The organism is Streptomyces sp. NBC_00090 (assembly GCF_045160815.1).
In the GTDB taxonomy this organism is placed as follows: Bacteria; Actinomycetota; Actinomycetes; order Streptomycetales; family Streptomycetaceae; genus Streptomyces.
Genome location: NZ_CP108224.1, coordinates 8,518,038 through 8,535,349, shown reverse-complemented (window position 1 = coordinate 8,535,349; position 17,312 = coordinate 8,518,038). Strand labels below are relative to the sequence as shown.

12 protein-coding genes are annotated in these 17,312 nt (G+C 71.1%); 11 read left to right on the top strand and 1 reads right to left on the bottom strand.

The annotated features are described in order from the left end of the window. Nucleotides 1–338: 338 nt before the first annotated feature. Nucleotides 339–1,565 carry a hypothetical protein gene (locus tag OG361_RS37860; protein ID WP_405860974.1) on the bottom strand — a complete coding sequence of 409 codons (1,227 nt, stop codon included), beginning with the start codon at nucleotides 1,563–1,565 and terminating at the stop codon, nucleotides 339–341. Between the two features lie 287 nt (nucleotides 1,566–1,852). Between OG361_RS37860 and OG361_RS37855 the strand changes: the two genes are divergently transcribed. The 11 genes from OG361_RS37855 to OG361_RS37805 all read left to right on the top strand — a co-directional run bounded on the left by OG361_RS37855 (nucleotide 1,853) and on the right by OG361_RS37805 (nucleotide 17,305). Continuing rightward, nucleotides 1,853–3,010, top strand: coding sequence for a hypothetical protein (locus OG361_RS37855; RefSeq protein WP_405860972.1), 1,158 nt, complete (start codon nucleotides 1,853–1,855; stop codon nucleotides 3,008–3,010). A gap of 334 nt (nucleotides 3,011–3,344) precedes the next feature. Then, the gene (locus OG361_RS37850) at nucleotides 3,345–4,499 is read left to right on the top strand and encodes a hypothetical protein (protein ID WP_405860970.1); all 1,155 of its coding nucleotides are present in this window, start codon (nucleotides 3,345–3,347) and stop codon (nucleotides 4,497–4,499) included. Between the two features lie 341 nt (nucleotides 4,500–4,840). Then, the gene (locus OG361_RS37845) at nucleotides 4,841–5,578 is read left to right on the top strand and encodes a BTAD domain-containing putative transcriptional regulator (protein ID WP_405860968.1); all 738 of its coding nucleotides are present in this window, start codon (nucleotides 4,841–4,843) and stop codon (nucleotides 5,576–5,578) included. A gap of 64 nt (nucleotides 5,579–5,642) precedes the next feature. Continuing rightward, entirely contained in the window at nucleotides 5,643–6,716 is a 1,074-nt protein-coding gene (locus tag OG361_RS37840; protein WP_405860966.1) for a ferritin-like protein, read from the top strand. Between the two features lie 457 nt (nucleotides 6,717–7,173). Next, nucleotides 7,174–7,722, top strand: coding sequence for an N-acetylmuramoyl-L-alanine amidase (locus OG361_RS37835; RefSeq protein WP_405860964.1), 549 nt, complete (start codon nucleotides 7,174–7,176; stop codon nucleotides 7,720–7,722). Nucleotides 7,723–7,783: 61 nt separating this feature from the next. Next, nucleotides 7,784–7,921 carry a hypothetical protein gene (locus tag OG361_RS37830; RefSeq protein ID WP_405860962.1) on the top strand — a complete coding sequence of 46 codons (138 nt, stop codon included), beginning with the start codon at nucleotides 7,784–7,786 and terminating at the stop codon, nucleotides 7,919–7,921. A gap of 60 nt (nucleotides 7,922–7,981) precedes the next feature. Then, nucleotides 7,982–9,043, top strand: a complete 1,062-nt coding sequence (locus tag OG361_RS37825) for a hypothetical protein (RefSeq protein WP_405860960.1) — start codon at nucleotides 7,982–7,984, stop codon at nucleotides 9,041–9,043. A gap of 8 nt (nucleotides 9,044–9,051) precedes the next feature. Beyond that, a complete protein-coding gene (locus tag OG361_RS37820) occupies nucleotides 9,052–9,816 on the top strand; it encodes a hypothetical protein (RefSeq protein WP_405860958.1) in 765 nt (254 codons plus the stop codon). Beyond that, nucleotides 9,813–10,763: a glutathione synthase gene (locus OG361_RS37815; protein ID WP_405860957.1), complete on the top strand. Its 951-nt coding sequence runs from the start codon at nucleotides 9,813–9,815 to the stop codon at nucleotides 10,761–10,763. The genes OG361_RS37820 and OG361_RS37815 overlap by 4 nt, the downstream gene beginning before the upstream one ends. Nucleotides 10,764–11,105: 342 nt before the next feature. Next, complete coding sequence (locus OG361_RS37810; RefSeq protein WP_405860956.1) at nucleotides 11,106–13,775, top strand: DUF6603 domain-containing protein; 2,670 nt, start codon at nucleotides 11,106–11,108, stop codon at nucleotides 13,773–13,775. Further along, nucleotides 13,772–17,305 (top strand): hypothetical protein, encoded by a 3,534-nt coding sequence (locus OG361_RS37805; protein ID WP_405860954.1) that lies wholly within the window; start codon nucleotides 13,772–13,774, stop codon nucleotides 17,303–17,305. The genes OG361_RS37810 and OG361_RS37805 overlap by 4 nt, the downstream gene beginning before the upstream one ends. The last annotated feature ends 7 nt before the right edge of the window (nucleotides 17,306–17,312 follow it).

Below are 17,312 nucleotides of genomic sequence, written 5' to 3'. Positions count from 1 at the left end.
AGGCGGCGGCGGAGCCGCGTGTCCAGTCGGCGACGGCTCTGACCGGAGTGTCGTGAAACCGTGATCAGGACGGCTGCGGAGTGGGCCACGGCTGGCCGTCAGGAGTCGTGGCGGGGCGGTCGGCAAGTACGTAGTCGCGGTACTCATCGCCTGCCATGGACTGGTTTACCCACCGTTCGCGTACTGCTCCGGTCTGGGGCTCGGCAGCGTCCAACGCGGCAAGGGGATCGTTCGTGGTTGCCAAGAGGAGGCCGAAGTCCTCTTCCTCGCCATCAAACAGCGGTGGCAGCGAATGCAGGTCGCCAGTCAGGGGTTCGCAGTCGAGGGCGGCATGCAGATCAGGGCGAGCACGCGGTGGTCGTGGTGGCCAGCCGTGCTTCGGCGCCTGCCCGTACGTCAGGGGTCTCCATCGGGTCGTCGCGAAGCGCCGCGATCCGCTCCAGGGTCTCGGGGTGGTCCGGGGCGTGGGCGACGCCCAGCAGTCGGGCCCGCTCCTCGCAGTCCCAGAGCGACTCGGTGTGGGCGTGGTCCAGTCCGCCCGGGTCGATGGCGGCCAGTGCCTCCAGGTAGGCGGCCCGCTCGTAGGAGTGCGGCGTGCGCAGCCAGAACCGGCGCAGGTCCGCCACCGCCGCGGCGGCCGCAGGACCGAAGCGGGCCAGCCGCTTCGCCGTGGCGTCGGGGCCGCACCACGCGCGGGTCCGCCACTGGTCGGCGAGTTCGGCCACAAGGGCCGGGATCACCTCGGGGCCGAGGTGATCGGCGAGGACGTCCGAGCCGAGCCGGGCCAGCCACTCCCGCTCGTCGCCCACCCAGCGGCGCGCGGCCGGTACGGCCAAGGCTCCGAGGCGGTCGACGGCCCGCCTGAGCAGGGGAAGAGGACGGCGTCCGTCCGGAGTGACGAGCGAGGGCACGAGCGGGATCAGTCCCTCCACCGGATCCCGGCGGGACAGCTCGCGCAGGGCTTCGACTTTGCCGCTGGCCCCGGGCCTGGCCCCGGCCAGCAGGTCGAGCAACTCGCCGACCGCGAGGCCGGTCAGATCGCGAGGGATCGGGCCCCGGTCGGGCCGCTGGACCTCGATCCCGAAGCGGGTCCACGGCTCGGTGAACCACGGCGGCTCGGGCTCCCCGCCGATCCGGGCCCGCGCGACCTCACCCAGGTCCTCCCACCACTCCAGGGGCCAGATGCCGGAGACCGATTCCAGTACGTGGACCCAGAGCGCGCCCTCCCGGACGTGGGAGCGCAGCGCCTCGCGTGCCTCGTCGCAATCATCGAGGGCGAGCAGTTCCAGCACGTCGACAGCCCGCCGACACTGCCCCTCGTCCCCGGTCAGCAGCTCCACGACCGGCGCCGGCGACAGTCCCAGGTCCCGGACCAGCCCGGCAAGGTAGCGGGCGCGGTCGTCGAAGCCGTCCCACCGCCAGTCTCGCCGGATCCCGTCGTAGACGAAGGGCGCGGCCGCCAGGGGACCCTTCAGCGCGCGTACAGCACCCAGGCCGCGCCCTCGTTGCAGCAGGCCCTCGACCGAGTCGAAGCGGGCGTAGGGCATCACATCTTCATCGCTCATCAACAGGCACTCTGCCTGACCGGGGGGCGCAGCGGATGAGGACGTACCCCCCTGAGGGCAAGAGTTGCGTCTGCAAGGGGCAGAAAGGAGACTTATGGAGTAAGCAGACAACGCGCCCGGACACTCAGTCGGTGTTCGCTCAGTGTCGCGATCTCCTTCACACCTCACGGCAGAACCCGCGGACCGTCACGCGGTCGGCGCTCGCACGCCGACGCAGTTTCCCATGGACCGGCACCGCGGACGGCTGGGTTCCGGGCCGGACACCCCCGAGGACACCGGAGCCGAGCATGAGTGATGCGAACGGCATTGACAGGGAGTTCGCGGTTCCTCCCGAAGCGCGAGAACCGCGGGGAACGGGGGGTGGGACGGGTGGCGTCTCCTTCGAGCCCTCGGTCGAGATGCTGGCCCAGCAGGACGACGCCGCCCAGGTGGATCCGCGCCTCAGGGAGGCCAAGGAAGCGGTCGCCGAAGCGATCCAGCAGTACCTGTACCGGCGCCCTCCCGGCGCCCGCAACGCGGATGCCCTGACGGGCGCGGAGATGATCCGCGGTGTCGCGGTCGGACTGGGCGGGCCCTACGCGGAGGGCGCACCGGGTCAGCCCGTTCTGCAGGTGTACGTGGCGGAGCGGCTGACGGCCGACCAGGTGCGCGCTCTGCTCGCGGAGACCATGAACGTGCCGGTGGGGCGTGATGTTCCGATCGAGGTCATCCACAGCGGCATCATCAGGGCCGCCTCGGGAGCCTTCCGGACGCGCCCCGCCCCCGGCGGCATCTCCGTGGGGCACTACCTGTTCTCGGCGGGGACGATGGGGTGCCTGGCTGTGGGCCGCAGCGGAGCCGCGGCGAACAAACTCCTGTGCGTGAGCTGCAATCACGTTCTCGCGCAGAACAACAACGCCACGCTCGGGGATTACCTCATCCAGCCGGGTCCGGCGGACGGCGGCGACCCGTTCACGTCCGCGGACCAGATCGCGGTCCTCGAGAACTACGGAATTCTCGACTTCTCCGGCAAGAGGAACTACGTCGACTGCGCGGTCGGCTGGTGCTTCCCGGACCGTGTGACCAGATCGCTGTTCCACCTCGTGGGAGGCGTGGTTCAGTACTTCGCCATCAGCAGCCAGACCCGGGCGGCCACGCAGAACATGTGGGTGGGCAAGATGGGCAAGGTCAGCCAACTGACGTACGGGATGGTGACGTCCACCAACTGGAGCGGCACCATCGACTACGGTGACGGCGACGTGGCCTACTTCGACCGTCAGATCTCCATCAGCAACCCCGGCTACACCTTTGGACATCGCGGAGACTCAGGCTCGATCATCTGGACCGCCGACGCGGCGACGAACCCGGTCGGCCTCCTGTTCGCGGTCGACGAGACGACGGGCACCACGTTCGCCAACCCCATCGACTGGGTCTTGGCCACCTTGGACATCAACCTGTCCACCTGACAGAACCGACCTGGCACCGGACCACGGTCAACGCACAGATCGAGGCCGTACGGCACTGTCACGCCTTACGGAGAGTCCGTCATGAGGATTTGGGCGTCGAGCGCTCCCTCCGATTCGCCCGGATGATTCCGCTGACGCAGCGATGACGGCGGAGTGACGAGGCCTTCCTAGGCTCGGCACTGGAACACCTTCGAACTGCTGGAACACGCTACAGACGCCGGCGTGGAGGCCGCTGCCCGACGGAAGCGGCAGGGCCTACCGACCGGAGTGGCGGTACGCCACTCCATCGAGGCGGAAATCGACAAGAGGGGCAGCTCGAATAGAGGGGCGCATCATGACTAGCCAGGACGACGGAGAGCGGAACTACCTGGTTCCCCCCGAAGGAACCGAAGGACAAGGACCGTCCGGCGAGGCCGCGGGAATCTCCTTCGAGCCGACCACCGAGAGTATTTCCCGGGTGGACTCGTCGGGCGGGGAGGTGAACCACGGCGTACTGGAGGCCAGAGAGGCCATCGCCGAGGCGATACGGGACCGGACGTTCCAGCAGCGGACCGGACCGCGTTCCCTGGATGGGCTCGCCGGTGCCGGGAACGTCCAGGGCATCGCCGTCGGGCCGTCCGAACGGGATGGCGATGGCGCGCCGGGCGAGCAGATCCTGCATGTATATGTCGCCGAACCGATGACTGCGGACCAGGCGCGGACGGTGCTGGTGGACGCGATGGGCGTCGCCCAGGCCCGCGAGGCGCCCATCCGGGTGATCCACAGCGGAGTCGTCGACGCGTTCGCGCACCGCTTCCGGGACCGTCCCGCACCCGGCGGGATCTCCACACACCACTACCTGGACAACGCAGCGGGCACCCTCGGCTGTCTCGCGTTCGGCCGCAGCGGTCCCGCGGCGAACAAGGTGCTCTGCCTGAGCAACAACCACGTCCTCGCCAGGGTGAACAACTCGACGATCGGAGACTGCATCGTCCAGCCAGGGAGACTCGACGGTGGCCTCTGCCCCGCCGACCAGATCGCGGTACTGGAGAAGTTCGGCGTCATCAATCTCACGGGCAAGCCCAATTACGTCGACTGCGCCACCGGTTGGTGCTTCCCGGACCGCGTACGGCGGGAGCTGGTGTACATCTACAACGGCGCTCCCCAGTACTTCCGGATCAGCAACCTGACCAAGTCCGCCTTCTACGGCCTCCAGGTCGGCAAGACCGGACGGACGACGCAACTGACCTATGGGGCGGTCGAATCCACGTCCTGGAGCGGCCAGATCAACTACGGCGGCCAACTGGCCTACTTCGACCGCCAGATCTCCATCCGGAACCCCGCCTATCAGTTCAGCATGGCCGGTGACTCGGGCTCGGTGATCTGGACCAGGGAGTCCCCGCTGAACCCCGTGGGTCTGCTCTTCGCCGGTTCGCAGGCCTCGGGGCACACCTTCGCCAACCCCATCGACTGGGTACTGACCGCGATGGACATCCACCTGCTCACGTGAACGAACAGGCGCATGGTCTCGACAGCGCACAGGAATACGCGGCTGCCCAGGCGGCCCATCCGAAAGAGCGGGCTCGTCGTCGCCGCATACCGGGGCGACGACGAGCACCGCCCTTGCATGCCGGCAGCGCTTATCCGGTTCATATGGAAACCCGTGGCCCCCGCCCACACCCACACCCTCGGAATCGGCCACCCCTGCCTCGGGGTGTCCCCGCCTTACCCGCTTGCGCGCCACTCGTGGAAAGGTTCGTCGACGAGCCCGTGCCACGCGCCTGTCGTACGATGGAAGGCGGCTGTGGAGCGCGAAGTCCGCTCACGCGAACTCACCCCGCGGGAAGGCCGATGCAATCCTTTCCCTCCCCTCCCCTCTCGTGTCCCCGGCTGCAGCTGCTCGGACAGTTCCGACTGGATCTCGATGCCGAGCCCGTCGAATTGTGCGGCAACGCCCAGCGCCTGCTCGCCTTCGTCGGCCTCCGCGGACGCGTCAGCCGCTCGGTCCTCGCGGGGACCCTGTGGCCCGACGTGCCGGAGGAGCGCGCGCGAGGAAGTCTGCGCACGACGCTGTGGAAGATGCCCCGCTGCGACCAGGGGCTCATCCGCTGCACACGGGAGGGCATGGCCATGGCAGACACGGTGAGCGTGGACGTCCACACCCTGGCCGAGACCGCGCTCGGCGTGCTGCACGGCCCCGAGGCCGTCCTCGACCGTCCCGCACCGATGGGGCTGCTGAACGGCGGGGACCTGCTCCCCGACTGGGACGACGACTGGGTCGTCCCCGAACGGGAATGGCTGCGCCAGTTGCGGTTGCACGCCCTCGAGGCCCTGTCGGAGAAGCTGGCACGGCAGGGCATGCCCGCACTCGCCCTGGAGGCCGCGCTGGCGAGCGTACGCATCGAGCCCCTGCGAGAGAGCGCCCATCGGGCCGTGGTGTCCGCGCACCTCGCCGAGGGCAACGTGATCGAGGCCGTGCGGCACTACCACGCGTTCCGGCGGCTGCTCCGCACGGAACTCGGCGTCGAGCCGTCCCCCGAGTTCTCCCGGATGATTCCACCGACGCAGCAACGGCTGACGCAGCAGTGACGGTGGAGTGACGGAGCCTGCCTACCTTCGAGACCGCTGGAACGTGTCCGGATGGAGGTACTCCATGACCACCCTTGTCGACTACGAGAGCAACCGGATCGTCGAACTGCTGGACCAGCCCGCCGAGCTCCGCGGAGCCGACTGGCTGAGGGATTCGCTCCAGCAGGCGATCCTGCTGGAACTCGCCACCCTCCCGCCGTACTTGTGCGGGATGTGGTCGATCGACGACCCCGGCCCGGACGAGCGCGTCCGCGAGGCGCTCCATACGATCGTCTTCGACGAGATGTCGCACCTGGGCATCGCGTGCAACCTGCTCACCACCATCGGCGGAGTCCCTCGGCTCGCCGACGTCAGGACCGTGCCGAAGTATCCGGGTCCCCTGCCGGGCGGCGTACGGCCCGGACTCACCGTCTTCCTCAGCGGACTGACCAAGGAGTCGCTGGACCTGTACGCGCGCATCGAGGAACCCGACGACCCGGTCGTGGAGCGCAGGGCGGAGCACACATCGATCGGAGCCTTCTACACCGCGATCCTGACGGCGTTCCGGAACCATCCGGAACTGATCACCGGCGCCCGGCAGGTAATCAGGAACATGCAGTTCCACGGCGCGGGGAACAGCCTCGTGGCACTCGACACGCTCAGTGCCGTCGAGTCCGCGATCGCCGTCATCAAGGAGCAGGGCGAGGGCACCTCGGCGTCGCCCGAGAACCCCCACCCGAATGAGAGCGGCGAGCTGGCCCACTTCTACGCCTTCCGTGAGATCCACCGCGGGCGCGAACTCGTGAAGGTGTCCGAGAACCCGGAGAGGTGGGACTTCACCGGACCCGAGATCCCGATGCCGCACACCCTGCCCATGGGCGTCGTGCCGAGCGGCGGCTGGCCGCGCGAAGGCCCCTCGGCGCCCGGGCAGGACACGCTGGACCGCCTCGACCAGGTCAACGGGGCCTACAGCGCCATGCTGCGATTCATCGAACAGGCATGGCAGCAGGACGTGCCGGCCCAGGCGACGACGCTGCTGAAGGACGCCGTGAAGAAGATGCGCGACCTGGAGGAGCCGGCGGTGGCCCTGATGGGCACGGCACTGCCCGACGGCAGCGGCAGGACCTACGGACCGGAGTTCCGCTACGTGGACGGGTAGGGCGCGCGTCCCCAGGCACGGGCCGAAGCGGTCCGGGCGGGCCGCCGATGCTCCCGCGGGCGACCGATGACGGGCGGATGACGAACCGATGACACCCGCCGCCTAGCGTCGGATCAACCATCGCGCGGCATGAGGAGGCCGTCAGGACAAGCCCGGACTACGGAGGTCCACGTCCTGGAGAGGCCGGATCGACCACAGCTGCCGGCCGGCGTTCTTCGACCGGCAGATCTCCATCAGGAACCCCGCCTCATTCTTCGGCGACCGTACCTTGGAGGAAGAAATGGCGACCACGACGGTGCAGTTGACCTGCCCGACATGCGGAGAGGTGGCCTCGCACCCCATCGACCAGAACGGCGAGGGGGCGACGGAGGGTCTGCGCATGCACAGCAACCTGTCCGGGGTGAGGCGGCCACAGGTGGGATACCGGAACAGTCCGCACCGGTCCGGGGGGAGCCCGATGGTCCCCCAGGGAATCGTCGTCCACTACACGGCCGGCCGGTACGACGGAGCCGTGAGCTGGTTCCAGGACCCCGTGTCCCAGGTCTCGGCGCAGTTCGTCGTCGCCCGGGACGGGCGCCGCGTCCAGATGGTTCCGCTGCCCGACCCCGACACCGCGGGCCCCCGGGACGGAAAGTACAAGGCCTGGCACTGCAAGGGCGGCAACGGCCTGTACTTCGGCATCGAGCACGAGTACGGCTACACCGGCGCCACAGGACCCGCCGACTGGACCGAGGAGATGCTCGACTCCTCCGCCGAACTGTCCGCGTACCTGTGCGCGGTGTACGGCATTCCCATCGACGTGCCGCTCGACCCGGACACCCGCGACTGGTTCACCGGATTCGGCGGCCACTACAACGTCCCGGGGAACAACCACACCGACCCGGGTCCGTACTTCCCGTGGGACTACTACATCAACCGCGTGGAGGACTACTCCAGCCGTCTGCTCGAGTCGCCGTCGGGCCTCGTGCTCGCGGAGCCCGGAACAGCGGCGTACCAGACGCTGTGACAACGGAAGCGGCGCGTCCGCCCACCGCTGCCGGCCCTCTCTCCGGACGGGGTCATGACCGATGAAGCGCTACACAGTGAAGGCGCTCGCCGCCTGCGAGTTCGAGACACATCCATCAACCACGAACGAGACCGGCGCGGTGGTCGACGGCCCCGGACGGCTGATCTACGCCGGCATCGTTCCGCTGGGGACCTGGTGACGGTGACCTCTGTCGTGCCCGGGGCGGGCCTCCGTCCCACCGAACGAAGCGGGTGACGAAATGGACCCTGTATTCCAGATGTTCCCCGAGGAACAACCGCTGCGGCTCGTCTCCCGGGCTACCAGCGGGCTCATCCCGTTCCTTGTGCCCGCCGACGCGACGGCCATGTTCCTCCGTCTCGTCGCGGTGGGTTCCGGCTGCGAGCCGCTCGGCGGGGCGGCGCCGACCATCGAACTGCGGGCGGGTACCGGTGAGATCGCGACCGTGCCACGCGCCCCGAGCGAGGGCGCGGTCCACGACGAGTCCGGGAATGAGGTGGGCACGGCCTCGTGGACCCGTGAGCGTGACGACATCTTCATGGTGAAGCTGCTCATCTCCGAGAAGAACGCCCGGCTGTGGCGCGTACGGATCACGAACAACGATCCGGAGGAGCTCGGCTTCGTGTGGGTGACGTCGGACGTCGAGGAGGACACGCATCAGCCGCGGATCTCCATGAACCGGAGCCTGGGGCGCCACGCGGTGGCGGGAGCACCGCTCGAGAACATCGTGGCGAGCATCGCCAACGTGGGCACCACGGCGCTGAAGTTCGACGACCTGCCCGGGACCGACATGGGTGCCGGCTTCACCCTGGTGAGAGTGGCGTCCAGCATCCCGCCCAACGGGTGCGGAAGCATCGAGATCAAGGTCGCCCCGATCGTCGCCGGCACCCCCCGGGCCGAAACCCAGTACAAGATGAAGTGCAACGTCGTCGACGTCGAGGACAGGACGCTCTTCCTGGTCCGCTCACAGAAGACAACGAAGGAGACGGTGAAGGAGAAGGACGGCGACAAGGGCACCGGGGAGAAGGGGAAGGACGGTCAGCTCGACGTGAAGGCCGGTGACACGCTCACCGGGCGCTTCCAGCGGATGCCGGAGGGTGCCGGAGGGGGTGTCGGCGAACGACTGGCGGGCCTTGAGCGGACGGTCTCCGAGCTCGTCCACTTCATCAGCCCCGAGCTTCGGCCCGACCTGTCGACGAGCGCCCTGGACCGGGAGAACCGGGCCGGCCAGGAGGCGAAGTACACGAAGGAGTCCAAGGACGCCAAGGACGGAAAGGACGTCGAGAAGCAGAGCGATCGGTAGCGGCCGCCATGTGGCTCGTGCTGTGCGATCCGGAGGACCAGGCGGCGCTGTGGGCGTACTCGGGCCTGAGGAAACGCGGTCTCGCCCCGATCGAGCTCGTCGCCCCGCGGACGCTGACCCGCTCGGCACGGTCCGCGCACCGCGTCGACGACGACCGGGCGACCTTCGAGATCGGTCTGCCCGACGGGCGCACCCTCGCCAGCGGCGACATCGACGGCGTGCTCAACCGTCTGTCCTACGCTCCGGTCGACCATCTCCTCTTCGCCTCACCGGCCGACACCTCCTACGCCATGGAGGAGATGAGCGCCCTTCTGCTCAGCTGGCTCAGCTGCATCGCCCCGCTCACGGTCAACAGGCCCAGCCCGCGTGGCCTGTCCGGAGCATGGCGCTCCCCCGCCGAGTGGACCGTGCTCGCGGCCGGGGCGGGACTGCCGGTGTCCTCGCTCGCGCTGTCCAGCACGCCCCGCGCGGACGCTCGCGTCGAGGGTCTTCGGGAGCCCCCTCACGAACCGGAGGGCACGCCGGCCCACACCGTGCTGGTCCTGGGCGAGCAGGTCTTCGGCGGCGAGCGCGTACGGGAACTCGTCCCCGCCTGCAGGCGGCTCGCCCGGCTGGCCGACGCCGACCTCCTGGGGATCGACCTGGAGCTCCGCGACCGCGGCGAAGCACGCTTCGCCGGGGCGACACCCCTTCCCGATCTGCGTGTCGGAGGAGACACACTCCTGGAATCCCTGCACGAGCACCTCACCCGCCTGCCGGCGAGGCCGCGATGATCGTCCTCTGCGGCATCGCGAGCGAGCCGCCGATCGGGCTGATCGAGGAGGCGCTCCAGCAGCTGGGCCTGCCGTACACGATGCTGCACCAACGGCGTTTCCTGGAAACCCCGCTGGACATCGAGGTCGACGGCGCCGGGGTCCACGGGCGTCTGCTGGAGAACGGTCGGTCCGTCGACTGTTCCGGCGTGACGGGCGTCTACACCCGGCTCATGGACTGGCGCCTGCTGCCGGAACTGGAGGGGGCGAGCGAAGAGACGGTGCGGCACTGCGCGTTGTGGCACGAGGTCGTCGGCAACTGGATCGAGATCGCGCCGGGTTGCGTGATGAACCGGATGGCCGCGACGGCGTCCAACCAGTCCAAGCCGTATCAGGCCCAATTGATCGCCGACGCGGGATTCCGCGTCCCGGAGACACTGGTCACCAACGATCCGGATCTCGCCCGGGCGTTCCTGTCCCACCACGGCGACGTGGTCTACAAGTCGATCAGCTCCGTACGGTCGATCGTCCGCATGCTCGACGACGAGGCCGTCGACCGCCTTCCGCTCATCCGCGCGTGCCCGGTGCAGTTCCAACGCTACGTGCGGGGTGTCAACGTCCGGGTGCACGCGGTGGACGGAGAGCTGTTCGCGACCCGGGTCGAGACCGACAGCGTCGACTACCGCTATGCCCACCGGTACGGCGGACGGACGGAACTGACCCCCTGGGACCTGCCGGAGGACCTGGCACAACGGTGCTCGACGCTCGCCGAGCGGCTCGGGCTCACGCTCGCGGGCATCGACCTCGCCCTGACGGACGAGGGAGAGGCCTACTGCTTTGAGGTCAATCCCAGTCCGGCCTTCAGCTTCTACGAGGAGCACACCGGTCAACCGATCGCGCGGTCGATCGCGCGAGCCCTCGCTCGGGGAAGGGGAACGCCGTCGGAGACTTCGCCGGGGGCCCGGTGAGGCACCGATGGGAGGCACCGGTGGGAGACGCCGGTGGGAGCCACCGATGGGAGGCGCCGATCAACACCCCCGCACCGGCCGCCGCCGCGTCCCGCCCGGGACACTCGAACCCGCCGGTGGCGCCGCCGCGTCCGCTGCGGCCCGCAGTCTCGGCCGGTCGGGTGAAAACCGTACCGGACCGGCCGCACCCCGCGGTTCGCGACGGCGCCGCACCCCTCCGACGGCGCTAGCGTCGAGGCGTTCCCCATCCCCATCCGCCCTGTTGGCAGCACGTTCCTGCGGCCCGTGTGCGGAGAACGGCGCCGATCAGATGAACGTCCCCCACCTCTCCACGGCCCGCTGATGGCAACCCCACTGCCGCAGTTGGCGGCCGAGCTCCGCGCGGGGCTCGACCCCGTACTCCCGCTCCTCTCCGGCCTCCCCCAGGACACCCGCAGACAGCGCCTCGCGCAGGCGCTCGGCCTGCCCGGCGGCGCGCTGACCGCGGACGCGCTGCTCGTACGGTTCGCCCTGCCGCACGCGGCCCCCGCGGGGGACGTGTGGCCGGTCCTCGTCGACCTGCTGCGCACGGCCGCCCGGCAGACACCGCCGACGTGGACGCTGGCCATCGACGACGTCCTCGAAGCGGGCCCGACCACGGTGCAGAATCCGCTCGCGGCAGCCCTGCCGCAGACGATCGGCCTCTCCCTCGTCCTGACCGGCGCGCTCCCCCTCGTACCCGGTCTGACCGTGCGCGACGGCATCAGCCTCGTGCTCTCCCTCCCGTCCGCCGCGCCCGACACCTCCTCGCTCACGTTCCGGGCCGACGGCCTCGACCTCGCGCTCACCGACCACGAGCTGCTGAAGCTCCTCGTCCCCGGCGGGCTCGTCCTCAAAAGCCGGCTGGGCGCCAGGCTCGGCAAGGACGGGCTGCGTCTGGAGGGCGGCGGCAGCGGCAAGGGGATCGCGCTCCCCCTGAGCGGGGCGCCGTCCGGGCTGCGCGCGCCCTCGCTGTACGTGTCCTCCCGGGACGGCGGGCTCCGGCTCGACGCGTCCTTCCGGGCCTCGCTGCTCGGCCTCGCGGACGCGGCGGTCGACGGCGTGGGCCTCGAAGTCCGCCCGGCGGGCGGGGGTTACACGGCGGCCCCGGTGACGCCGAAGGGCGTGGGGCTCACCCTTGCCGCAGGCCCCGCCAAGGGCGGCGGGTTCCTGGCCGAGCAGGACGGCCAGTACCGCGGGGCGCTCTCGTTCAGCCTGGGCGTCATCGAGGTGCGGGCCTTCGGGATCCTGGACACCCGCCCGGTTTCGGTGCTGGTCGTGATGAGCGCCGCGTTCACCCCCGCCATCGAGCTGGGCCTCGCCTTCACGCTGAACGCCGTCGGCGGTCTGCTCGGCGTCGGCCGTGCGCTCGACCGGGCGGCTCTCGCGGAGGTCGTCCAGTCCGGCCATCTGGACGACCTGCTCTTCCCCGCGGACGCCGCCGCCGCGGCGCCGCGCATCCTGAGCTCGCTGGGCGCGGTGTTCCCGGCCCGCTCGGGGAGCACGGTCGTCGGGCCGATGTTCCGGGTCGGCTGGGGCCGTCCGGTGTCCTTCCTCACCGCGGACGTCGGGGTGGTGCTCGAGCTGCCCAGCGGTGTGGTGGGGATCCTGGGCCGGTTCAGGGTCGCGCTGCCCGCCCCCCAGGCGCCGATCCTCGATCTGCGGGCCTCCGTCGCGGGTGTCGTCGACGCCGCCAACGGCCTGGTCGAGATCAACGCCAACCTGGCCGGCTCCCGGCTGCTGACCGCCTCGATCGAGGGAGGCCTCGCCCTGCGCGCGAAGAGCGGGCAGGACGCGACCTTCATCCTCAGCGCCGGCGGCTTCCACCCCCGGTTCACCCCGCCCGCGGGCTTCCCCACACCGAAGCGTCTGACGATCCCGATCGCGGACAGCCCGCTGCTGAAGATCGTCTTCTCCGGCTACTTCGCCCTCACCCCCGGCACCGTCCAGGCGGGCGCCGAGCTGTCCGCCGTCATCGGCTCCCGCAGCACCGGCGTGTCCGGGCGACTCTCCTTCGACGCGCTGGTGCGCTGGGAGCCCAGCTTCGGCGTGCTGCTCGACCTCGGCGGCTCGTTCGCCCTGCGCGTCGGCGGCGCGACCCTGTGCTCGGTCGGGCTGCGCGTCCACGTGGACGGGCCGACGCCCTGCTGGCACATCGCAGGACGGGCCAGTGTGTCCTTCCTCTTCTTCGACGTCAGCTTCCCCTTCGACGAACACTGGAACTGCACCGGCGAGGCCAAGGTCCCGCCGCCCCCGGACGTGTGCCGGCTCCTGGAGCAGGCCCTGGACGACCCCCACAGCTGGGAGCCCGTCCTTCCGGACGGCGCCCGCACCATGGTGTCGCTGCGCGCCGACGACGCCGCCGGCGGCCGCCTGCTGCACCCGCTCGGCCGACTGCGGTTCAGCCAGCGCACGGTGCCGCTGGACACGGAGGTGGTCCGGTTCGGACCGGGCCGGCTCCCCCAGCCGACCCGGTTCGGCGTGACGGTGGCGTTCTCCGGCGGGGCGGGCACCGTACAGCCGGTCCAGGAGGACTTCGCCCGGGCCGACTTCTTCGACCTCACGGACGACCAGAAGCTCACCCAGCCGGCCTTCGAGCGGCTGCGCTCGGGCAGCGAGCTGGCCCCGCCCGCGCCGACGGCGACCGCCCCCCGCCACTCGGTGCCCGTCGAGTACGAGACGAAATGGCTCGGCGGCCCCGTCGTCACACCGATGGCGCCCTGGAGGATCTCCGACGCCGCCCTGACCGCCGCGCTGCCCTTCGGGGCCGTCGGCCGCAGCCTCGTGCACGAACTGCGCACGCGGTACGCGACCCCGCCGATCGATCGGGTGCTGAAGGAGCGTGCGTACGCGATCGTGCACGCCGGCACGCTCAAGGAGGCCGCCGGGTTCGTGAAGATGTCCACCTTCACCCAAGCCACAGCCCAGCTGGGGACCGTGTCGGGCCGGTCCGCGCTGCATCAGGTCGTGCCCGCACACGAGGTGAGGCCATGACCACGTATACCTTCGCGTCCTGGGACCGGGCCGGTGCCGCCGCCTCGCTGGCCGATCCCGACGACCTGGTCCGCACCACGCCCGTACGGGGCTCTCTCGCGGCCACCGCCTCGGTGAACGGCCGTCCCGCGCGGGCGGTTCCGGTGCCGTCGATGCAGCTGTACGGACCGGGTGACGTGCGGGCGATCGACCCCAAGGAGATCGTGCGGCTCTTTCCGCTGCCCGGCACGCCGGACGCGGAGACCACCCGGTTCCCGATGGTGGAGTTCGAGCGGAGCGAACTTCCTTGGCTGTTCACGCCGTTGGCGCCCGGGCCGGCGGGTGCCCTGCGCCCCTGGCTCGCCCTGGTCTGCGTGCCGTTCGCGGTCGGGCGGCCGCAGCACGAACCCGGTGTTCCGCTGCCGGTGCTGCGGGTCGCCGGGTCCGAACTGCCCGATCCGGCCACCCTGCACCTGTGGGCCCACGCCCAGACCCTGCCCGGCTACGAGACCGACCCCCGCCGATCGGTGTCCCGGCTCCTCACCCCCCGTCGGCTGGTTCCGCACACCGGTTACACCGCCTGTCTGGTGCCCTCCTTCCACGCGGGCCGGCTGGCCGGGCTCGGCCGGGACCCCGCCGGCGCGAGCCTCGCTCCCGCCTGGTCCCCGGGCGAACGGTCCGAACTGCCGGTCTACTTCTCCTGGGTGTTCTCCACCGGCGAGGGCGGCGACTTTGAGTCGCTGGCCGACCGGCTGCGGGCCCGCCCGGTGCCGCCGCGCGCCGGCCGCCGACCGCTCGATGTGAGCCGCCCCGGGCTCTTCGCGACCGGCCCCGGGCCGGTCGTCCAGGAGGTGGAGAGCGCCCTGCGCGCCCCCCTCACCCCGGCGCGGGATCCATGGCCCGTCGGCCCGCCGAGCACCCAGTGGCGGCAACAGCTGGCGGCCGCGCTGGTGCCGCTGGCGGACGGAGAGGGCGACGAGGACCCCGACGTCCTGCCTCCTTTGTACGGCGGTTTCCACGCGCTCAGCAAAGGGGCCGACCCGGTGTCGTCCGGCTGGCTCGACACCCTGAACCTCGATCCGCGCTGGCGGGTCGCGGCGGGGCTCGGCGCCAGGGCCGTGCAGGCCGACCAGGAGCAGCTGATGGCTTCGGCGTGGCGGCAGCTCGCCGACGTACGGGCCGCCAACCGGTTGCTCGATCTGGCGCGGTTCGCCCGGCTGGTCGGCGGCCGGCTGCATCTGCGGCATGTGCGGCCGCTCTCCGCCGACGAGGTCCTGCGGCTGGCGACACCGCTGCAGAGCCGTCTCGCGCTGTCCGCGGACACCACCCTGTGGTCGTCGATCCGGGCGAGCCTGCTCCCCAACGCCATGGCCACCACCGCTTTCCACCGCGCGGTTCGCCCGATGGGCGTCCTCAGCCGTCGGGTGGGACTCGTCGCGGGCCGGGCGGCGGACGCACCGGAGCCGCCGTTCGCCACGGTCCTCGCCTCCGTCGCCGCCTCCGCCACCGGGCTCGCCGTGCCGCGGCGCGATCCCGACGGCGCGGTGGCCTTCGCCGTCGCACCGGAGCGGGTCGTGGCCCCGGATCGGCTCGCCGCCGTACGAAAGGTCTTCGCGCCCGACGGCGGGGCGCCGGACGCCTGGCGGCAGGTCGCGGCCGACGCGGACCGGCGCTCCGTGCAGCGCACGGTCACCACCGAGCAGCTCGCCGCCACGCAGCCGCTCGCCGACGTCACGCTCAACCGTGCCTTCCGGCTGTCGGCGCTGCCCGAAGTGACGGCCCCCGAGGACTTCCTGGCGCGGACGAGGGTCACCCCGCACGGCGACCTGGTCTTCCCCACCGGGCGGTCCGGCCCGGCCGGGCTCGGCCTGTTCACCGACGCGGCGGCCCCCGGGCCGGCTCCGGGACGCTTCACCGGCGCGTTCGACGGGCTCTGGACCGGGGCGCCCAAGGGCGAGCCCGCGGGCGACTGGAGGGGCACCTGCGCCGGTACCTGGGACATGGGTGCCGGGCGGTCGGGAAGCTGGCAGGGCGGCTTCGAGGCCACCTGGAGCAACTACCCCGGCGAGGGCGGCGGCGACCCCACCTGGATCGCCCTGTACACCGGGCGCTGGGAGTCCGGCGCGGAGCGGGGCACCTGGCGCGGGGTGTGCACCGGCACCTGGAACCCGGACAACATCAGCTCCGACGGCGTCTTCACCGGCACCTGGCGGTCCGCCGCCCACCACGGCACGTTCCGGGGCAGCTGCCCGGGCAGCTGGGACTGGGACGACAAGACACCGACCTCCGAGCTCTGGTGGGCGGACTGCTCCGGCGAGCTCCGGGTCACCGGCGAGGGCCCCGGCCCCGAGCAGGAGCCCTGGGAGCCCTCCGACCTGAAGCCCCTCGTCGACAAGTGGCACGAGACCGGAGGGCTCGGCCTCGGCGTCTTCACCCACCCGGGTCCGCTCGCCCGGCAGAACGACCTGCTGCCGGCTCCGGCCGTGCTCGACACCAGCCCCGAGCACATCAAGGACATGGTGGTCCAGGCGCACGACCGGGTTCTCCGGCCGTCGGACGCGCCGCCGATCCCGCCCCGCGACACGTTCCCCGCCCAGCAGACCCAGCAGCAGATCGTTCAGGCGACGGACCCCGCGGTCACCGTGCCCGCCGTGGTCGACGCCCTGATCGAGCGGCCGGCGGGCACGGATCCGGAGGTTCCGGTGCAGTGGGCGCCGGTCTTCCGCGACGCCATGTGGCCCCCGCTGTCCGCGCAGTCCAACGAGTGGATGTTCGGCGGTCTCGAGCACGTTCCCGCGGACACGGCGCTGCTCGCCCTCACCAACGCCCAGTTCGTCGCCGCCTACATGGTCGGCGCCAACCACGAGTTCGCGCGCGAGCTGCGCTGGCGCGAGTACCCGACCGACCAGCGCGGCACGTACTTCGCCTCGTTCTGGGGGTACGGGACGGATCTGCCGCCGCTGCACCAGTGGGCGCGCGAATTGCAGCTCGGTGCGCATCTGACCGCCCCGCCCGACCGGGTCGTGCTGCTGCTGCGCAGCGCGCTGCTGCGCCGATACCCCGGCGCCATCATCTACGCGGCTCCGCTGGTCGGCACCGCACCCAGGGAGGACCTCGCCCGCCATCCGATCTTCCGGGGCGGCCTCGATCCCGACACCGCCATGATCGGTTTCGACCTCACCGAGGCCGAACTCCTCGCGTCACCCTGGTGCTTCGTCATCGCGGAGCAGCCGACCGAGCCCCGTTTCGGACTCGACGACCCGCCCGAGGGCGCGCTCGCCACCCCGCCGCAGCCCGGGCTCTGGGGCCGCGCCTACGCACCGCCGCCCAACACCCCGAGTGAGGCGGACGACTGGAACAACCTCGACTGGAGTCATCTCTTCGACTCCAAGGAGGCGTATCTGGCCGCGACCCACGCCCCGGGGAACCCGCGGCCCAACGTCGCCCACGCCGGTCTGGTGTGGGGTGCGAGCGCGGCCGGTGTCGCCCGCCAGTGCTTCCAGCAGCCCGTCAGGGTCGTCCTGCCCGCCTCCCGCCTCCTGTCCCCCTGAGGAGAAC

What these genes read in the sequence shown, in the direction of transcription:
- OG361_RS37860 (WP_405860974.1), bottom strand. Translation starts at nt 1,565, where the DNA reads ATGAGCGATGAAGATGTGATGCCCTACGCCCGCTTCGACTCGGTCGAG.
- OG361_RS37855 (WP_405860972.1), top strand. Translation starts at nt 1,853, where the DNA reads ATGAGTGATGCGAACGGCATTGACAGGGAGTTCGCGGTTCCTCCCGAA.
- OG361_RS37850 (WP_405860970.1), top strand. Translation starts at nt 3,345, where the DNA reads ATGACTAGCCAGGACGACGGAGAGCGGAACTACCTGGTTCCCCCCGAA.
- OG361_RS37845 (WP_405860968.1), top strand. Translation starts at nt 4,841, where the DNA reads ATGCAATCCTTTCCCTCCCCTCCCCTCTCGTGTCCCCGGCTGCAGCTG.
- OG361_RS37840 (WP_405860966.1), top strand. Translation starts at nt 5,643, where the DNA reads ATGACCACCCTTGTCGACTACGAGAGCAACCGGATCGTCGAACTGCTG.
- OG361_RS37835 (WP_405860964.1), top strand. Translation starts at nt 7,174, where the DNA reads ATGGTCCCCCAGGGAATCGTCGTCCACTACACGGCCGGCCGGTACGAC.
- OG361_RS37830 (WP_405860962.1), top strand. Translation starts at nt 7,784, where the DNA reads ATGAAGCGCTACACAGTGAAGGCGCTCGCCGCCTGCGAGTTCGAGACA.
- OG361_RS37825 (WP_405860960.1), top strand. Translation starts at nt 7,982, where the DNA reads ATGGACCCTGTATTCCAGATGTTCCCCGAGGAACAACCGCTGCGGCTC.
- OG361_RS37820 (WP_405860958.1), top strand. Translation starts at nt 9,052, where the DNA reads ATGTGGCTCGTGCTGTGCGATCCGGAGGACCAGGCGGCGCTGTGGGCG.
- OG361_RS37815 (WP_405860957.1), top strand. Translation starts at nt 9,813, where the DNA reads ATGATCGTCCTCTGCGGCATCGCGAGCGAGCCGCCGATCGGGCTGATC.
- OG361_RS37810 (WP_405860956.1), top strand. Translation starts at nt 11,106, where the DNA reads ATGGCAACCCCACTGCCGCAGTTGGCGGCCGAGCTCCGCGCGGGGCTC.
- OG361_RS37805 (WP_405860954.1), top strand. Translation starts at nt 13,772, where the DNA reads ATGACCACGTATACCTTCGCGTCCTGGGACCGGGCCGGTGCCGCCGCC.